The 16,183-nt window shown below is 66.1% G+C and carries 18 protein-coding genes; 8 read left to right on the top strand and 10 right to left on the bottom strand.

All coding sequences use genetic code 11. The annotated features are described in order from the left end of the window. Nucleotides 1-164: 164 nt before the first annotated feature. Together nusB and ribH are read right to left on the bottom strand one after the other, a co-directional pair. Nucleotides 165-653: a transcription antitermination factor NusB gene (nusB, locus tag ACEVQ6_RS08835; protein ID WP_374888565.1), complete on the bottom strand. Its 489-nt coding sequence runs from the start codon at nucleotides 651-653 to the stop codon at nucleotides 165-167. Then, complete coding sequence (gene ribH, locus ACEVQ6_RS08830; RefSeq protein WP_374888564.1) at nucleotides 650-1,105, bottom strand: 6,7-dimethyl-8-ribityllumazine synthase; 456 nt, start codon at nucleotides 1,103-1,105, stop codon at nucleotides 650-652. Before ribH ends, nusB begins: the two co-directional genes overlap by 4 nt. Before the next feature lie 274 nt (nucleotides 1,106-1,379). Here ribH and ACEVQ6_RS08825 point away from each other — a divergent pair, with 274 nt between their 5' ends. Next, nucleotides 1,380-1,898, top strand: coding sequence for a GNAT family N-acetyltransferase (locus ACEVQ6_RS08825; protein WP_374888563.1), 519 nt, complete (start codon nucleotides 1,380-1,382; stop codon nucleotides 1,896-1,898). A 3-nt stretch (nucleotides 1,899-1,901) separates the two neighbouring features. On the opposite strand, the gene ACEVQ6_RS08820 is transcribed toward ACEVQ6_RS08825, so the two are convergent. From ACEVQ6_RS08820 to ACEVQ6_RS08790, 7 genes are all read right to left on the bottom strand, one after another. Then, nucleotides 1,902-2,519, bottom strand: coding sequence for a riboflavin synthase (locus ACEVQ6_RS08820; protein ID WP_374888562.1), 618 nt, complete (start codon nucleotides 2,517-2,519; stop codon nucleotides 1,902-1,904). Continuing rightward, entirely contained in the window at nucleotides 2,519-3,682 is a 1,164-nt protein-coding gene (ribD, locus tag ACEVQ6_RS08815; protein WP_374888561.1) for a bifunctional diaminohydroxyphosphoribosylaminopyrimidine deaminase/5-amino-6-(5-phosphoribosylamino)uracil reductase RibD, read from the bottom strand. The genes ACEVQ6_RS08820 and ribD overlap by 1 nt, the downstream gene beginning before the upstream one ends. A 2-nt stretch (nucleotides 3,683-3,684) precedes the next feature. Beyond that, a complete protein-coding gene (gene nrdR / locus ACEVQ6_RS08810) occupies nucleotides 3,685-4,158 on the bottom strand; it encodes a transcriptional regulator NrdR (RefSeq protein ID WP_374888560.1) in 474 nt (157 codons plus the stop codon). Nucleotides 4,159-4,168: 10 nt separating this feature from the next. After that, nucleotides 4,169-5,464 (bottom strand): serine hydroxymethyltransferase, encoded by a 1,296-nt coding sequence (glyA, locus tag ACEVQ6_RS08805; protein WP_374888559.1) that lies wholly within the window; start codon nucleotides 5,462-5,464, stop codon nucleotides 4,169-4,171. 185 nt (nucleotides 5,465-5,649) lie between these two features. Next, nucleotides 5,650-6,975, bottom strand: a complete 1,326-nt coding sequence (locus tag ACEVQ6_RS08800) for a L,D-transpeptidase family protein (RefSeq protein WP_374888558.1) — start codon at nucleotides 6,973-6,975, stop codon at nucleotides 5,650-5,652. Nucleotides 6,976-7,318: 343 nt separating this feature from the next. After that, nucleotides 7,319-7,831 (bottom strand): transcriptional regulator LdtR, encoded by a 513-nt coding sequence (gene ldtR, locus ACEVQ6_RS08795; protein WP_374888557.1) that lies wholly within the window; start codon nucleotides 7,829-7,831, stop codon nucleotides 7,319-7,321. Nucleotides 7,832-7,959: 128 nt separating this feature from the next. Further along, nucleotides 7,960-8,397, bottom strand: a complete 438-nt coding sequence (locus ACEVQ6_RS08790) for a DUF6163 family protein (protein WP_374888556.1) — start codon at nucleotides 8,395-8,397, stop codon at nucleotides 7,960-7,962. Nucleotides 8,398-8,573: 176 nt separating this feature from the next. On the opposite strand from ACEVQ6_RS08790, the gene hemB reads away from it, so the two are divergent. The 7 genes from hemB (at nucleotide 8,574) to ACEVQ6_RS08755 (ending at nucleotide 13,762) form a co-directional block, all read left to right on the top strand. After that, the gene (gene hemB / locus ACEVQ6_RS08785; protein WP_374888555.1) at nucleotides 8,574-9,587 is read left to right on the top strand and encodes a porphobilinogen synthase; all 1,014 of its coding nucleotides are present in this window, start codon (nucleotides 8,574-8,576) and stop codon (nucleotides 9,585-9,587) included. A 76-nt stretch (nucleotides 9,588-9,663) separates the two neighbouring features. After that, nucleotides 9,664-10,122, top strand: coding sequence for an RDD family protein (locus ACEVQ6_RS08780; RefSeq protein WP_374888592.1), 459 nt, complete (start codon nucleotides 9,664-9,666; stop codon nucleotides 10,120-10,122). Between the two features lie 354 nt (nucleotides 10,123-10,476). Continuing rightward, entirely contained in the window at nucleotides 10,477-11,307 is an 831-nt protein-coding gene (locus ACEVQ6_RS08775; RefSeq protein WP_374888554.1) for an EamA family transporter, read from the top strand. A gap of 129 nt (nucleotides 11,308-11,436) precedes the next feature. Then, nucleotides 11,437-12,204: an arginyltransferase gene (locus ACEVQ6_RS08770; RefSeq protein WP_374888553.1), complete on the top strand. Its 768-nt coding sequence runs from the start codon at nucleotides 11,437-11,439 to the stop codon at nucleotides 12,202-12,204. 3 nt (nucleotides 12,205-12,207) lie between these two features. After that, nucleotides 12,208-13,095, top strand: coding sequence for a DMT family transporter (locus ACEVQ6_RS08765; protein ID WP_374888552.1), 888 nt, complete (start codon nucleotides 12,208-12,210; stop codon nucleotides 13,093-13,095). A 62-nt stretch (nucleotides 13,096-13,157) separates the two neighbouring features. Next, nucleotides 13,158-13,379, top strand: a complete 222-nt coding sequence (locus ACEVQ6_RS08760; protein ID WP_374888551.1) for an AbrB/MazE/SpoVT family DNA-binding domain-containing protein — start codon at nucleotides 13,158-13,160, stop codon at nucleotides 13,377-13,379. Next, nucleotides 13,376-13,762 (top strand): type II toxin-antitoxin system death-on-curing family toxin, encoded by a 387-nt coding sequence (locus ACEVQ6_RS08755; protein WP_374888550.1) that lies wholly within the window; start codon nucleotides 13,376-13,378, stop codon nucleotides 13,760-13,762. The genes ACEVQ6_RS08760 and ACEVQ6_RS08755 overlap by 4 nt, the downstream gene beginning before the upstream one ends. Before the next feature lie 3 nt (nucleotides 13,763-13,765). Here ACEVQ6_RS08755 and parC read toward each other — a convergent pair whose 3' ends face one another. Next, complete coding sequence (gene parC, locus ACEVQ6_RS08750; protein ID WP_374888549.1) at nucleotides 13,766-16,018, bottom strand: DNA topoisomerase IV subunit A; 2,253 nt, start codon at nucleotides 16,016-16,018, stop codon at nucleotides 13,766-13,768. Nucleotides 16,019-16,183 lie beyond the last annotated feature (165 nt).

Below are 16,183 nucleotides of genomic sequence, written 5' to 3'. Positions count from 1 at the left end.
CGTCAGCACCGCGATCCCGCACTCCATGCCGATCAGCGGCATGGCGCGGACGGGCGCAGAGTGCGGCGGCGAAGGGACCCCGTCAAGACATGAAGGAAACGAAAAACGTCCGGTTTTTCTCGGCGGTTAGCCGAGCCGGCGATCGAGGCGCGTCGAAGGCCCTGCTACTTGGCCGGCTTGCGCACCTGATGGGCGATGCGATCGAGGATGGCGTTGACGAGCTTCGGCTCCTCGTCGTCAAAGAAGGCCTTGGCGATCTCGACATATTCGGTGACGATCACCGGGATCGGCACGTCCTTGCGCTCGACGATCTCGAAGGTGCCGGCGCGCAGGATGGCGCGCACGGTGGAATCGAGCCGCGACAGCGCCCAGTCGTCCTGCAGCGCCGCGCCGATCAGCGGATCGAGCATGCGCTGGTCGCGCACGACACCGGAGACGATCGAGCGGAACCAGGACGCGTCCGCCTTCAGATAGGTGTCGCCGTCGACCTCCTGGCCGAGGCGATGCGCCTCGTATTCGGCGACCACCTCGAGCACGCCGGCGCCGCCGATGTCCATCTGGTAGAGAGCCTGCACGGCGGCGAGCCGCGCGGCGCCGCGCTGGTTCACCTGCTTGACCGGCGCGCCGCCGGCCGCGGACGGGCCCGTGCTCACGCGTCACCTCCGAGCTTGCGGCGCAGCGCCACCATCGTCAGCGCCGCCTTGGCGGCAAAGCCGCCGACATCCTTGTCGTCGCGCTTTCCGCGCGCCCAGGCCTGGTCCAGGCTCTCGACGGTGATGATGCCGTTGCCGAGCGCGAGGCTCTCGCTGACGGCGAGGTCCATCAGCGCGCGGGCGGACTCGTTGGCGACCACGTCGAAATGGTAGGTCTCGCCCCGCATCACCATGCCGAGCGCGACGAAGCCATCATAGTGCACGCCGTCCTCGTCCATCGCGTCGAGCGCCATGGCGATCGCCGCCGGGATCTCGAGGGCACCGGGCACCGTGACGACGTCATAGCTCGCGCCGGCCTCGGAAAGGGCATGGGTCGCGCCGTCCAGAAGCGCGTCGGCGATCGGCCCGTGATAGCGCGCTTCAACGATCAGAATATGCGGATTGTCGCTCATCGCCACACCCTTGTCGGTTCGTCGTTCATGCCCGGGCAAAGGGCCACGGATCCGGCCGGGGCCTTCGCACGGGCGCGTTTGAAGCCCCATGGCCGACGAGGCAAGGCACGGGGCGGAGAGCGCGGATCGACAGGGACCCGCGCGGGCGGTCAAACCACGCCCGACGGCGCAAGGCAAGCGTTTTTCCTGCATGCCTGCCACGCGGCACAAACGGAAAATTTTAACGATTCGCGGCCACTCTTCGTTGTGAGGACCCACCAGGCGAAAAACCGCGATGCCGCATATCCCGACGATCGAAACCGACCGGCTGATCCTGCGTCCCTACCGCCGCGACGACTTCAACACGTATACCACGCTTTTCGCCGACCCGAACGTCACGCGCTATATCGGCGGCGTTCCCTTCTCGCGCGAACAGGCCTGGACCCGTTTCCTGCGCCAGGTGGGGATGTGGTATTATTTCGGCTTCGGCTTCTTCGCCATCCAGGACCGGGAGACCGGCGCCTTCATCGGCGAGGCCGGATTCCACGACCTGCACCGGGTGATCACCCCGTCGCTCGAGGGCATGATGGAGACGGGGTGGGCGCTCTCTCCCCTCGCCCATGGCCGCGGCCTTGCGACGGAGGCGGTCGATGCGGCGCTGCGCTGGGGCGACGAGCAGTTTCCGGCGCTGAAGAAGACCTGCATCATCGACATCGCCAACACCGCCTCGCTGCGCGTCGCCGTCAAGCTTCGGTTCGAGGAGGTGCACCGCACCGTCTATCACGGCGCCAACGTGATCATCTTCGAGCGCTGAGCGTCAGCCCTGCGGCGCGGGGAACGCGGCGAGGCGGGCCGCGTAGCGCGCCATCGTGTCGACCTCGAAATTGACGCGGTCGCCGGCCTTCAGCGCCCCCCAGGTCGTCACTTCCAGCGAATGCCGGATCAAAAGCACGTCGAACTCGGCGCCGTCGACCGCATTGACGGTAAGCGAGGTGCCGTCGAGCGCCACCGACCCTTTCGGCGCGACGAAGCGGGCGAGAGACTCGGGCGCGCGGAGCCGGAAGCGCGTCGCGTCACCTTCCGCCTCGACCGACAGGATCTCGGCGGTGCCGTCGACATGGCCGGAGACCAGATGGCCGCCGAGCTCGTCGCCGATCTTCAGCGACCGTTCGAGATTGATCCGGGTTCCCTCCCGCCAGCCGGCGATGGTCGTCAGCCGCAGCGCCTCCTCCCAGGCCTCGGCCTCGAACCAGGACGCGTTGCTGCCGGCCTCCGGCAGCGCGGTCACCGTCAGGCAGACGCCCGAACAGGCGATCGAGGCGCCGATGTCGATCGATGCCGGATCATAGGCGGTGGCGATCCGGAGGCGCAGGCCCGCATTCATCGGGGTGACGGCCGCGACGCGGCCGATATCGGTGACAATGCCGGTAAACATCAGCTTTCTCTTTCATATTCCGTATAGCGGTCCGGCCCGAAGACCGCGCGCCCGACCGGCGCGAACCCGTCGATCCGCCCGTCCACACATGGGGATGCGATGCCGCCTTCGCCAATGCTCCTAGGGCCGGTGAAGAGCGCGATCCTGTCGACGAGATCGGCCTCCAGGAAGGCACGCGCGATGGCCGCGCCCCCTTCCACCATCAGCGAGGACAGGCCGCGCGCGCTCAGGCGGCCAAGAAGGTCGTGAAGATGGTGCCGCTCCGTCAGGAGGATGGCGGCGCCCTCCCGTTCCAGCGCAGCGCGGCGCCGCGCGAAGCCGTCGGCATCGTGGCGAGGATCGGCGCGCAAGGCCGACCCGGCGTGAACCTCCGGCACTGCGGGCGAGGCCGCTGACTCGGCGTCAGGCGCAGGCGCCTCGGCGACGACGATGAGCGGCACCGTGCCGGCGGTGGCGACGAGCCTCGAGGCCAACGGCAGGTCGAGCCGGCGGTCGAGCACGATCCTCAGCGGCGAGCGCTGCTCAAGACCCGGCAGGCGGCAGGTCAGTTCCGGATCGTCGGCGAGCGCCGTGCCGAGGCCGACAAGGATAGCGTCGCTTTCGGCGCGCATGCGATGGGTCTGGGCGCGGGCGATCGCGCCGGTGATCGGCACCTGCCCCACGCCCTTGCGCCCGATCATCCCGTCGGCGGAGACCGCGAGCTTCAGCGTCACTTCGGGACGGTGGCGGCGCTTGCGGCTGAGATAGGCCGAGAGCGCCTTCTCTCCCTCGGGGCGCAGCAGGTCGGTCATCACCTCGATGCCGGCCGCATGCATGCGGGCGATGCCCTCGCCGAAGACGCGCTCGTCCGGGTCGGTGACGCAGACGACGACGCGGACGATGCCGGCGGCGATCAGCGCGTCGCAGCAAGGCGGCGTGCGGCCGTGATGGGCGCAGGGTTCGAGCGTCACATAGGCGGTCGCACCGCGCGCGCGCGCGCCTGCCTCGGCAAGCGCCTGCGTCTCGGCATGAGGACGGCCGCCGATCGCGGTGACGGCCGTGCCGACGACGACGTCCTCCCGGACGATCAGGCAGGCGACGGAGGGATTGGTATCGGTGAGGCCGAGATGCCGGCGCGACAGGCGAAGGGCCGCCGCCATGAAGCGTTCGTCGGCGCCGGCCATCGTCACACGCCCGGATCGCGGGCGATCTTGGCGTTGATTTCGGCGATCACCTTCTCGAAATCGTCGGCATGGGAAAAATCCCGGTAGACCGAGGCGTAGCGGACGAAGGCGACGTCGTCGAGGCCCTTCAGCGCCTCGAGCACCTGCAGGCCGATCTCCTCGGAGGCGATCTCGGTCTCACCGGAGCTTTCGAGGCGCCGAACGATGCCGGAGACGGCGCGGTCGACCCGATCGCGATCGACAGGGCGCTTGCGCAGAGCGATCTCGAATGAGCGCGCCAGCTTGTCGCGCTCGAACGGCACCTTCCGGCCCGACTTCTTCAGGACCATCAGTTCGCGAAGCTGCACGCGCTCGAACGTGGTGAACCGTCCCCCGCAGTCCGGGCAGACGCGCCTGCGGCGGATGGCGCCGCCATCCTCCGCCGGACGCGAATCCTTCACCTGGCTGTCTTCCGAACCGCAATAGGGGCAGCGCATGGCGTGCGGCTTACAGGTAGCCGTACATCGGGAAGCGTTCGGTGAGCGCCACCACCTTCCCGCGCACGCCGGCCTCGACGGCGGCATTGCCCTCGTCCGAGTTCGCCGCCTTCAGCCCGTCGAGCACCTCGACGATCAGGTTGCCGATCTCGGTGAACTCCGCTTCCTTGAAGCCGCGCGTCGTGCCGGCCGGCGTGCCGAGGCGGACGCCGGAGGTGACGAAGGGCTTTTCCGGATCGAAAGGGATGCCGTTCTTGTTGCAGGTGATATAGGCGCGCCCGAGGGCTGCCTCGGCGCGCTTGCCGGTGGCGTTCTTCTTCCGCAGGTCGACCAGCATCAGGTGGTTGTCGGTGCCGCCCGAGACGATGTCGAGGCCACCGGCCTTGAGCGTCTCGGCGAGCGTCTGGGCATTGCGGACGATCTGCGCGGCATAGTCGCGGAACGAAGGCTGCAGCGCCTCTCCGAACGCGACCGCCTTGGCGGCGATGACATGCATCAGCGGCCCGCCCTGAAGCCCGGGGAAGACGGCCGAGTTGAACTTCTTCGCCAGATCCTCCTCATTGGTGAGGATCATGCCGCCGCGGGGCCCGCGCAGCGACTTGTGCGTCGTCGTCGTCGCGACATGGCAGTGCGGGAAGGGCGAGGGATGCTGGCCGCCGGCGACGAGGCCGGCGATGTGGGCCATGTCCACCATGAGATACGCACCGACCTCGTCGGCGATCTCGCGGAACCGCTTCCAGTCCCAGATGCGGGAATAGGCGGTGCCGCCGGCGATGATCAGCTTCGGCTTGTGGGTGCGCGCCTTCTCGGCCACCGCATCCATGTCGAGCCGGTGATCGTCCTCGCGCACGCCATAGGAGACGACGTTGAACCACTTGCCGGACATGTTGACCGGGGAACCGTGCGTCAGGTGTCCGCCGGAATTGAGGTCGAGGCCCATGAAGGTGTCGCCGGGCTGCAGCAGCGCCAGGAACACGGCCTGGTTCATCTGGCTGCCGGAATTCGGCTGCACGTTGGCGAAATTGACGCCGAAGAGTTTCTTCGCCCGCTCGATCGCCAGTTCCTCGGCGATGTCGACGAACTGGCAGCCGCCGTAGTAGCGCTTGCCCGGATAGCCTTCCGCATATTTGTTGGTCATGATCGAGCCCTGCGCCTCGAGCACGGCGCGCGAGACGATGTTCTCCGAGGCGATCAGCTCGATCTCGTGGCGCTGGCGGCCGAGTTCCTTCTCGATCGCGCCGAAGATTTCCGGATCGCTTTCGGCGAGCGGACGGGTGAAGAAGGCGTCGTTGGTCTCTGCAGGCATCGCTTGGGCTCCTGGCAAGGAAGGTGGCACGTCTTTAGCTTCCTGACACGGCAAGAGCAAGTTCCGCTGTGCGGTTTGCGCCATTTCGGCGCCTGTCCGGCCCTGAGCGGCGGAGGCCTGAAACGCAAAGGCCGCAGGCGGGGTTTTCCCGGCTGCGGCCCTAAGGTCGATGTCGCTTTCAGAGCCTATTGCGGCAGGTTGCCTTCCTCGACCGCGGCCACGCCGCCCTCGAGGCCGAACGGGGTCTGCAGCGCCAGCTGCATCTCGCCGTCGCGCTGGTAGATGTCGTCGCGGAACTGCACGACGCCGTCCTTCGCCGACCAGGCGGTGATGTAGGTGAAATAGACCGGCACTTCCTCGGCGAGCTTGATCGGCGTGTTGACGCCGCGCTTGATCGTCGCCTCGATCTGCTGGCGCGACCAGCCGGGCGTTTCCTTCAGCAGCCAGGTCGACAGGTCGCGCACGTTCTGCACGCGCACGCAGCCCGAGGACTCGAAGCGCATCAGCTTGTTGAACAGGCCCTGCTGCGGCGTGTCGTGCATGTAGACGGCATGCTCGTTGTGGAAGTCGATCTTCGTCGACGACATGGCGTTGATCTTGCCGGGATCCTGGCGGAACATCAGGTTCGGCGCCTTGTCGGCGAACCAGTCGACCGTATCGGGCGAGACCTCGTTGCCGGCGCCGTCGAAGAGGCGGATGGCGTTGCGCGAGAGATAGGTCGGATCCTTGCGCATCAGCGGCATGATGTCCTTCTGGATGATCGAGCGCGGCGCGGTCCAGTAGGGATTGAGGATGACCTGGTAGATCTTCGAGTTGAGGATCGGCGACTGGCGGTCGATCTTGCCGACGACGGCCGTGTGGCGCAGCGCGATGCGGCCGTTCTCGACCGCCTCGATCGAGGCGGCCGGAATGTTGACCATGACGTAGCGGCGACCGAGATCGCCCGACATCGACTGAAGCCGCACGAGGTTGGTCTGGAGCTGGCCGAGCCGCATGTCGGCCGAGACGTTCATCGCCTTGACGGTGAATTCGCCCATGACGCCGTCGGCCGGCAGGCCATGGCGGGCCTGGAAGCGCTTGACGGCGCCATCGACATAGGAATCGAAGGAGTTGGAGAGGCCGGCCGAGCGCGGCAGGTCGCCGGAGATCATCAGGCGCTGGCGCAGCTGCTGAACGGAAGGATCGGCGACGCCGAGCTGCAGCTTGACCGGCGCGTTGACCTGCGGCCAGCCGCCGTTCGAGACGATCTGCTGATAATCGAAGATCGCCTGCTGCAGGTGGCCGATGGTTTCCGGCCCGAAGGTCGGCGTGTTGGAGACGACGGCGGTCGCGGTGCGGGAGGCCTTCGCGTCGAACTGGTCGTCCCAGGTGCCGCGGCGGGGGGCGTTGATGATCTCGTCGAGTGCCGACTGCGCCAGCGCGCCGCCGGCCCATGCGCTCGCGCCAGCGAATGCGGCGCTGCGCATGAACGCGCGCCGGGAGACAGCTTCGATAGCCCACTTCTTCGACATGATCCCTAAACCTTCATCAACCCGGACGCATTAAAGCGACAGCAATATCATCAACACGGTTAACAAACTCGCGCCGGCTGCTGCACTGCACATCACATCTGCGAGAGCAGGGCGGGACGCCATGCGGCAAGGCCGGCCTCCCTGACCGCCAGCGATCCATGGAAAGAGGGACCGGAGCCTGTCGTTCGAGCCATCGGCGGTGCCACAGCAATATGGCTGATTCGTGTCCTCTCCCGGCATGATGGCCGGGTATGCGGTCAGGGAATTCGACGGTGCGGTCCCGCTGCAACGGCGCGGGCGCCGGGCGGAAAGCCCGCGCGCCGTGTCGATACCGCGGAAGGGCTCAGAGCCGGTACATGATCGAGTCGTTCCAGAAGCGGTCGAGGCGCTGCAGCAGCTTGTTCATCTGGGTGAACTCGTCCGTGCCGATGCCGCCGACTTTGTGGATCGAGCCGATATGGCGCTCGTAGAGCTTGTTGACGGTCTCGGCGATCTCCTGGCCGGTCTTGGTCAGGCTGATGCGGACCGAGCGGCGGTCGATGCGCGAGCGCTGATGGTTGATGAAGCCGAGATCGACCAGCTTCTTCACGTTGTAGGAAACGTTCGAGCCGAGATAGTAGCCGCGCGAGCGCAGTTCACCGGCGGTCAGTTCCGAATTGCCGATGTTGAAGAGGAGCAGCGCCTGGACGGCGTTGACGTCGCTGCGGCCCTGGCGGTCAAATTCGTCCTTGATGACGTCGAGGAGCCGGCGATGAAGACGCTCGACCAGATGGAGCGATTCCATGTAGAGCGACCGGATCGCGTCTTCATGCGGATCCTTGGCAGGCACGGCCTGCAGCTTGACTTTGGTGTTCATGGTTCAGCCTCACTGTTTCGTTTGGCGGTTGTCTTTGTTTCCCGCCTTGAGTGAGACACTATCGAATGCCGATAAAATTCTACTTAAACGCCAGCATTAACGGGGACTTACTATCCACAGGCCTTGTGTCAGGGTGAATCAGTGCTTACCCGGCGCGCCTGGACGAGGCGGCGGTAGGCGACGGCAAGGCGGAAGACGATGAAGCAGGTGGCGATCGCCGCGTGCATGGCGACGAGCAGCGGCTTGGTGCCGAAGGCCGTCGGGTAGAACTCGAAGAGCACGATCTCGACGACGGCCGCCACCACCCAGAGAACCGGGCCCCAGGACACTTTCAGCCACAGGCCGACGGAGGCGACGGGATAGACGACGGCAAGCACGGTGGCGCCGGCCCGCCAGGCCGGCTGCAAGAGATCGAAGCGGCCGCGCCCGCCATAGGAGAAGCCGATCAGCATCGCCCAGTAGCTGAGGCCGAACCACAGGCCGAACACCGCGACGAGGCGCAGCAGGAGGCCGAGGAGCGTTTCGACCAGAAGCGGCTTCGGAACATGGACAGAATCATCAACCATGGCGCCACGATAGATCCGGCCGCCCGCCGCGCCTAGAGCCGCGCGGAAACGGGGGTTCTGACGCGCATCGCGCCGGGGGCGGCGACGGTATCGCGTCGCAGCCGCTTTTGCGGAGGTCGAAGGTCGTGCTAGGAACGCGGCCATCGCGACGACACTGCACGAAGGAAAGCGCCGCCATGACGGACAGGACCCATCTCGTCGACCGGATCACCGGCCACCGCCGCATGCGCCGAAACCGCAAGGCCGACTGGACGCGGCGCATGGTGCGGGAAAACACGCTCTCCGTCGACGACCTGATCTGGCCGATCTTCCTCGTTCCGGGAACCGGCATCACCGAGCCGATCGCGGCGATGCCGGGTGTCGAGCGGATGAGCGTGGACAGGGCGGTGGAAGCCGCGAAGGCGGCCGCCGGCCTCGGCATTCCCGCGATCGCGACCTTCCCGAACATCGAGATGGCGCTGCGCGACGAGGCCGGATCGAACAGCCTTGCCGCCGACAACCTGATCAACACGGCGACGCGCGCGATCAAGGCGGCCGTGCCGGAGATCGGCATCATCACCGACGTGGCGCTCGATCCCTTCACCAGCCACGGCCATGACGGGATCCTGCGCGACGGCGAGATCGTCAACGACGAGACGGTCGAGGCGATCGCGCGGGCCGCCGTGATCCAGGCCGATGCCGGCGCGGACATCATCGCCCCTTCCGACATGATGGACGGGCGGATCGGCGCGATCCGCGCGGCCCTCGACGCGGCCGGCCACCAGGGCGTCGGCATCATGGCCTATGCGACGAAATTCGCCTCCGCCTTCTACGGCCCCTATCGCGAGGCGATCGGCACCGGCGGGCTGCTGAAGGGCGACAAGAAGAGCTATTACATCGACCCGGCCAACGGCACGGAGGCGGTGCGCGACGCCGGGCTCGACGTCGACGAGGGCGCCGACATGCTGATGGTCAAGCCCGGCCTTCCCTATCTCGACATCTGCTGGCGGCTGAAGGAGGCCTACGGTCTGCCGGTCTTCGCCTACCAGGTCTCCGGCGAATACACGATGGTGAAGGCGGCGGCCGCGAACGGCTGGATCGACGGCGAGCGCGTCATGCTCGAGACCCTGCTCTCGTTCAAGCGCGCCGGCTGCGACGGGATCCTCAGCTATTTCGCCATGGACGTCGCGAAGATCCTCGCGCGGCGCTGACCCCTTATCGAAGCGGCATTTGCAATTTCTCCGTCTCACCCCATATCTCTCGGGAGTGAGTTTGGAGATGAAGACGATGACCATCCAGCAGGAAGACCTCCGATATCCGAGCGAGGACTGGCGCGCCTATCAGGGCGTCCTGTCGCGCCGTGTCTTCGCCTTCCTCGTCGATTACGCGATCGTGGCGATGCTTTGGATCCCGGCGGCCGTGGTCGTCTTCTTCCTCGGCGTGCTGACGCTCGGCTTCGCCTGGATGCTCTACCCGGCCCTCTTCGCCATCGTCGCCATGCTTTATTTCGGCATGACGGTCGGTGGTCGCAGCCAGGCGTCGCCCGGCATGCGGATGATGGGCATCGCGGTGGCGCGCACCGACGGGCGGCCGATGGATGTCATGACGGCCGTCGTCCACCTCGTCATCTTCTGGCTGGCGAACATGCTGCTGACGCCGCTGATCCTGCTGATCGGCCTCTTCACCGACCGGGGCCGGTTGCTGCACGACCTGCTGATCGGCACCGTCACCGTCCGGCGCCTCTAGGATCGTTTCCGCCGGGGGGCATCCTTTCCCAAGCAAGGGAACGGGACGGCGGGATGAGGATCGACCTTTGTGAGGCTTTCAATTGTATAACGGCGGCGCGTGCGCAACGCGCCGCCGGCTTTTTTTTTCGGGCGAGGATTTCGCCTGCGGGTGGAACGAGGCGTTGACCGGCGATCCGCAGGGGCGTACTCCTCCGCCCCGTTTCCGATCCCCGGTGTCGCCTTTAGCCATGCCTCTTTCCTTCGACAGCGTTCCGCATGCGTCCGCCGAGGCGTCCGCACCTCGGAAAGATAACGCCGGACCCGTGACGGGCGCGGCCGCGTCCGTCGGGCGCGGGATCGGACGGGTGTTGCGATGAGCGCGACGGTCGTCCTTCTCGCGCTTTCGGCCGCGATCCTGCATGCAAGCTGGAACGCCTTCCTGCGCAGCGGCGCCGACCGGCTCTGGTCCGTGACGGTCATGAGCATTTCCGGCACGGTGATCGCGCTGCCTGTCCTGTTCCTCCTGCCGCTGCCCAACGCCTCCGCCTGGTTCTACATCGTCCTGTCCTCGGTCCTCCAGGTCGCCTACAGCCTGTTTCTGGTTGCGGCCTACCGCTCCGCCGATCTCGGGCAGATCTATCCGGTGGTGCGCGGCACCGTCCCGCTGCTCGTCACCCTCGGCGGCGTTGCGGTCACCGGCGACGTGCCCGGGCCGCTGCAGATCGGCGGCACGGTCCTCGTCGCGGCCGGCATCATGGGCCTGACGCGGGGCCGGACGAAGATTGCGCCCGCCTCGCTGATCTACGCCCTGCTGACCGGAGCGATCATCGCCACCTATGCCACCGTCGATTCGATCGGCGCGCGCGAAAGCGGCCAGCCGATCGCCTATGCGCTCTGGGTCGTCTTTCTCTACGGTCTCCTGCTGCTCCTACTCTTCGTCGCGCTGCGCGGCAGGGTGGCGATCGCGCCCGGCGATCCCGAGACATGGAAGGCGCTCGGCGGCGGCATCTTCGCCATGATCGCCTATGGCGCGGTCGTTCTGGCCTACACGCTCGGCCCTGCCGGACCGATCACGGCGCTTCGGGAAACGAGCGTCGTCTTCGCGGTGCTGCTCGGCTGGCTGTTTCTCGGCGAGGGGCTGACCGCGCGACGGCTGGCGGCCTGCGCGATCGTCGCCGCCGGGGCGATCCTGATCGGGCGCTGACCGCCTTACGCCGGCCACACTGGCGGCGCTGATGCGCTGCTGTCGTCCATTCAGCCGAGTTGACCTTTTTCAATCTTGCGCCATGCTTAGAGTGCAAATCAGCAGGCGAGCGAGCGACCAGCCGATCCGATGAACACCCAGACCGTTCCGTCTCCGCAATTCTACCTGACCGCGCCCGCCACCTGCCCCTACCTTCCGGGCGAGATGGAGCGGAAGGTGTTCACCCATATGGTCGGCGAACGGGCGCCGGAACTGAACGACCTCCTGACCCAGGGCGGCTTCCGCCGCTCGCAGAACATCGCCTACAGGCCGGCCTGCGAATCCTGCCGCGCCTGCATCTCGGTGCGCATCATCGCCGACGAATTCCAGCCGACGCGCTCCATGCGCCGCGTGCTCGCCGCCAACCGCGACGTCGTCTCCGCCGAATATCCCGCAGAACCTTCGAGCGAGCAGTACAGCCTGTTTCGCCGTTACCTCGATTTCCGCCACCAGAAGGGCGGCATGTCGGACATGTCCGTGCTCGACTATGCGATGATGGTCGAGGACACCCATGTCCACACCAAGATCATCGAATACCGGCTGCGCCAGGAAGGCGACGGCATCGCCGGCGCGCCCAGGGGCCCGCTGATCGCCGCCGCCCTCACCGATCGCATGGGCGACGGCCTGTCGATGGTCTATTCCTTCTTCGATCCGGAAATGTCGGAACGATCGCTCGGCACCTTTATGATCCTCGACCATGTGATGAAGGCGCGGGAACGCGGGCTTCCCCATGTTTATCTCGGCTACTGGGTTCGCGGTTCGCGCAAGATGGACTACAAGACGAAATTCCTGCCGCAGGAACACCTGATGTCGCGCGGCTGGGAACGCTATCAAGGCAACGCCCCCGGATCGGAATGACACGTGTCCCCACAGCATGACGCCGCGCTGCACCGGCGCGGCATTCTGATCACCGGTCTCGGCGGACTGGCGCTTTCCTTCGACATACCCCTGATCCATGCGGCCGGCGGAAACATCTGGTCGGTGGTGGCGCTGCGCAGCACCTGCACCTTCGTCACCGCGATCCTGATCTGGCTGGTGATGACACGCCTGATGAACTGGCGGATTTCGCTCCTGCCCGGAAGGGCGGGCCTCCTCGCCGGCATCCTCTACGGCGTCGATTCCCTCGTCTTCTTTCTCGCCGTCTTCAACACGTCGACGGCGAACGTCGTCTTCATCCTCGCCTTCACCTCGATGTTCAGCGCGTTCCTTTCCTGGATCTTCCTCAAGGAACGTCCGAGCAATGCGACGCTGGTGACGATGGCGGCGATGGTCGTCGGCGTCGGCATCATCGTCAGGGGCGGGCTCGAGAGCGGCCATCTCTTCGGCGATGCCATGGCGCTGCTCGCAGCCTTCCTGCTTGCCGCCGCGATCACCGCCAGCCGGGCGAGCCGCGCGGACATGGGCCTCGTTCCCCTGATCACCACCATCATCCCTGCGACCGTCGGCTTCATCATGATCTCCGGCGACGGACTGCAGATCGCCCACCCTGCCTTCACCCTCTTCAACGGCATCGTGATCATTCCCCTCGCCTTCTATTGCCTCGCCACCGGCCCGCGCTTCCTCACCGGGCCCGAAGTGGCGATGTTCTATCTGCTCGAAACCGTGCTGGCGCCGATCTGGGTCTGGCTGTTCTTCTCGGAGGAACCCTCCCGCGACACGCTCGTCGGCGGCGCCATCCTCATCGCGGCGCTGGTCGGCCATTCGCTGTGGCAGATGGCACGCCGGCCCCGGGCCGTTCCGGCGCCGTAAGGCGCCGTTGCATGCCTCGAGGCGAGATGTTATAATCCGGTTATAACATCGCGAGGCCCGTCATGAACGTCACCATCCGCAAGATCGGCAATTCCGAAGGCGTGATCATTCCGAAGGAAGTGCTCGACCGGCTCGGTTTGAAGGCGGGCGATGAACTGGAGCTCACTGAGACGAAAGGCGGTTTCGCCGTTCAACGCTCCGATGACGTTGTCGTCGAACAGTTGGAGGCTGCGCGGCACTTTATGGAGAAGTACAAGGTTGCGCTGAAAAAGCTCGCTGAATGACGTCCGTCGTCTTCATCGGACGCTCTGTCGTCGAGCAGCTCCACGCGCTGCAGATCCAGCGTTTTGGCGGCGCTTCGGGGCTCAGGGACGAGGGTGCCCTTGAGTCCGCTCTCGGGCGACCGCTGAACAAGGCGGCTAACGGCTGTGACGACGTCATCGAACTCGCGGCAGCCTATCTGTTCGGTCTTGCCCGCAACCATGCCTTCGTCGATGGCAACAAGCGTATCGCGATCGTGACGGCGGGCGTGTTCCTCATGCAGAATGGTTTCATGATCGAAACGACGGATGCACTGCTCTATGAATTCGTCCTCTCCGTCGCCGCCGGCGAGATCGACGAGGAGGGCGCCACCCGTTTCCTGAAGGATTTCACCGTCCCGCGGTGACGATCACCCGGAGAACTTGCTCGTTCTCGGGAACCCCTTTGGCACGGTGCGCCCCGCCCCGGCCCGGTCGCCGAGCCATTCCGCGAGTTCTGCGCGCGTGCGGACGAAGGAGCGGCCGGCGCTGTCCTCCCAGGTGAGCCCCGCATCGATGGCGAAAGAGCGCATGTCGGAAATGCCGCCGTCCTTGTAGCGCTGCAGGCGCACGCCCTTGCCGCGCGTCATCTCCGGCACCTGCGCCAGCGGGAAGACCAGCATCTTGCGGTTCTCGCCGACCACGGCGACGTGATCGCCGGTGACCGGCACGACGAGCTTCGCCTCCTCTGGCATCGCCACATTGAGGATCTGCTTGCCCTTGCGCGTATTGGCGATCATCTCGCTTTCCGCGACGACGAAGCCGTAACCGCCGGTCGATGCGACGATCAGCCTGCGCGCCGGATCGTGGACGAAGGCGGTCAGCACGTCCTGGTCGGTCTCCATGTCGACCATGATGCGCAAGGGTTCGCCATTGCCGCGCCCGCCGGGCAGCTTGTCGCCGCCGAGCGTGAAGGCCTTGCCGCCGGTGGTGAGGATCAGGATGCGGTCGGTGGTCTGCGCCGGAAAGGCGACCTTCAGCCTGTCGCCCTCCTTGAACTGCAGCGCCGTTGTGTCCGAGAGATGGCCCTTCATCGCCCGGATCCAGCCCTTTTCCGAGATGACGACGGTGATCGGCTCCTTCTCGATCATCGCCTGCTGCACCGCCTCGAGATCGGCCTCCGGCGCATCGGCGAACTGGGTGCGGCGGCGGCCGAGCGGCGTCGCCTTGGCGAAGGTCTTCTTCACCTCGGAAATCTCCCAGCCGACGGTCTGCCACTGCTTCTCCGTAGAGCCGAGCAGCGCCTCTATGTCGGCTTTTTCCGCCGAGAGACTGTCGAACTCCTTGCGGATCTCGAATTCCTCCAGTTTGCGCAGCGAGCGCAGCCGCATGTTGAGGATCGATTCGGCCTGGAGATCCGTCAGCGAGAAGACGCGCATCAGGTCCGCCTTCGGCTCGTCCTCCTCGCGGATGATGCGGATCACCTCGTCGAGGTTGAGATAGGCGATCAGGTAGCCGCCAAGGATCTCCAGCCGCCGGTCGATCGCGGCAAGGCGGAAATTCGAGCGGCGGATCAGCACCTCGCGCCGGTGCTGCAGCCATTCCGTCAGCACCTCGGGCAGCGACATCACGCGCGGCACGCGGCCCATCGACAGCACGTTCATGTTGAGCGACAGGCGGCTTTCGAGCTCCGTCAGCCGGAACAGCGATTCCATCAGGATGCCGGGATCGACCGTCCGGCTCTTCGGCACGAGGACGAGGCGGATGTCCTCGGCCGATTCGTCGCGCACGTCCTCCAGCAGCGGCAGCTTGCGGGCGATCAGCAATTCGGCGATCTTCTCGATCAGCCGCGACTTCTGCACCTGGAAGGGGATCTCGGTGACGACGATCTGATAGCCGCCGCGGCCGAGATCCTCCTGCACCCATTTCGCCCGGACACGAAATCCGCCGCGACCGGTGCGGTAGGCCTCCATCATCGTCGCCCGGCTGTCGATGATGATGCCGCCGGTCGGCAGGTCCGGCCCCTGGATGAAGTTCATCAGCGCGTCGACGTCGGCGTCCGGGTTCTTGATCAGGTGCAGCGCCGCGTCGCAGATCTCGTGCACATTGTGCGACGGGATCGAGGTCGCCATGCCGACGGCGATGCCGGACGCGCCGTTGGCGAGCAGGTTCGGGAAGGCGCCCGGCAGAACGACCGGCTCGGTGTCCTCCTCGTTGTAGGTCGGGCGGAAATCGACGGCGTCCTGGTCGATGCCCTGGAGGAGCAGGCCGCCGACCTCGGTCATCCGGGCCTCGGTGTAACGGTAGGCGGCCGCACTGTCGCCGTCGATATTGCCGAAATTGCCCTGCCCGTCGATGACCGGATAGCGCTGGGAAAAGTCCTGCGCGAGACGCACCAGCGCATCGTAGACCGACTGATCGCCATGGGGATGGAACTTGCCGATGACGTCGCCGACGATGCGGGCGCATTTCTTGTAGGCCTCGCCCGGATCGAGGCGAAGCACGCGCATCGCATGGACGATGCGGCGATGCACGGGCTTCAGCCCGTCGCGCACGTCGGGCAGCGCCCGGTGCATGATGGTCGAGAGCGCATAGGCGAGGTAGCGCTCCTCGAGCGCCGCCTTCAGGTCCACCGGTTGAATGCCGTCGTCTTCGCCGCCGGGCGGCACCAGGCTCTGTCCCATCGTCTCACCTCGCGTCCCGCTCTAGAACAGCCGAGAGGCGCGTACAAGGCGGGAGGGGCAATCGGCTGTGGAGAAGGCGGGCCTCCGGTCTCGGCGCGGTTCTTTTTGCCGAAAGGTCGCAAAAATAACACGGTCGGCCCGCAAGACTTCACCACAACCCTCGAA

This window comes from Ensifer soli (genome assembly GCF_041928815.1).
GTDB lineage: Bacteria > Pseudomonadota > Alphaproteobacteria > Rhizobiales > Rhizobiaceae > JBHFEI01.
The sequence above is the reverse complement of the archived record's forward strand: the minus strand, read 5'-3'. Positions and strand labels throughout refer to the sequence as shown.

Excerpts from the sequence above, each read along its gene's own strand:
- ribH (WP_374888564.1), bottom strand. The coding sequence starts at position 1,105 with ATGAGCGACAATCCGCATATTCTGATCGTTGAAGCGCGCTATCACGGG.
- ACEVQ6_RS08825 (WP_374888563.1), top strand. The coding sequence starts at position 1,380 with ATGCCGCATATCCCGACGATCGAAACCGACCGGCTGATCCTGCGTCCC.
- ACEVQ6_RS08820 (WP_374888562.1), bottom strand. The coding sequence starts at position 2,519 with ATGTTTACCGGCATTGTCACCGATATCGGCCGCGTCGCGGCCGTCACC.
- ribD (WP_374888561.1), bottom strand. The coding sequence starts at position 3,682 with ATGGCCGGCGCCGACGAACGCTTCATGGCGGCGGCCCTTCGCCTGTCG.
- nrdR (WP_374888560.1), bottom strand. The coding sequence starts at position 4,158 with ATGCGCTGCCCCTATTGCGGTTCGGAAGACAGCCAGGTGAAGGATTCG.
- glyA (WP_374888559.1), bottom strand. The coding sequence starts at position 5,464 with ATGCCTGCAGAGACCAACGACGCCTTCTTCACCCGTCCGCTCGCCGAA.
- ACEVQ6_RS08800 (WP_374888558.1), bottom strand. The coding sequence starts at position 6,975 with ATGTCGAAGAAGTGGGCTATCGAAGCTGTCTCCCGGCGCGCGTTCATG.
- ldtR (WP_374888557.1), bottom strand. The coding sequence starts at position 7,831 with ATGAACACCAAAGTCAAGCTGCAGGCCGTGCCTGCCAAGGATCCGCAT.
- ACEVQ6_RS08790 (WP_374888556.1), bottom strand. The coding sequence starts at position 8,397 with ATGGTTGATGATTCTGTCCATGTTCCGAAGCCGCTTCTGGTCGAAACG.
- hemB (WP_374888555.1), top strand. The coding sequence starts at position 8,574 with ATGACGGACAGGACCCATCTCGTCGACCGGATCACCGGCCACCGCCGC.
- ACEVQ6_RS08780 (WP_374888592.1), top strand. The coding sequence starts at position 9,664 with ATGACCATCCAGCAGGAAGACCTCCGATATCCGAGCGAGGACTGGCGC.
- ACEVQ6_RS08775 (WP_374888554.1), top strand. The coding sequence starts at position 10,477 with ATGAGCGCGACGGTCGTCCTTCTCGCGCTTTCGGCCGCGATCCTGCAT.
- ACEVQ6_RS08770 (WP_374888553.1), top strand. The coding sequence starts at position 11,437 with ATGAACACCCAGACCGTTCCGTCTCCGCAATTCTACCTGACCGCGCCC.
- ACEVQ6_RS08760 (WP_374888551.1), top strand. The coding sequence starts at position 13,158 with ATGAACGTCACCATCCGCAAGATCGGCAATTCCGAAGGCGTGATCATT.
- ACEVQ6_RS08755 (WP_374888550.1), top strand. The coding sequence starts at position 13,376 with ATGACGTCCGTCGTCTTCATCGGACGCTCTGTCGTCGAGCAGCTCCAC.
- parC (WP_374888549.1), bottom strand. The coding sequence starts at position 16,018 with ATGGGACAGAGCCTGGTGCCGCCCGGCGGCGAAGACGACGGCATTCAA.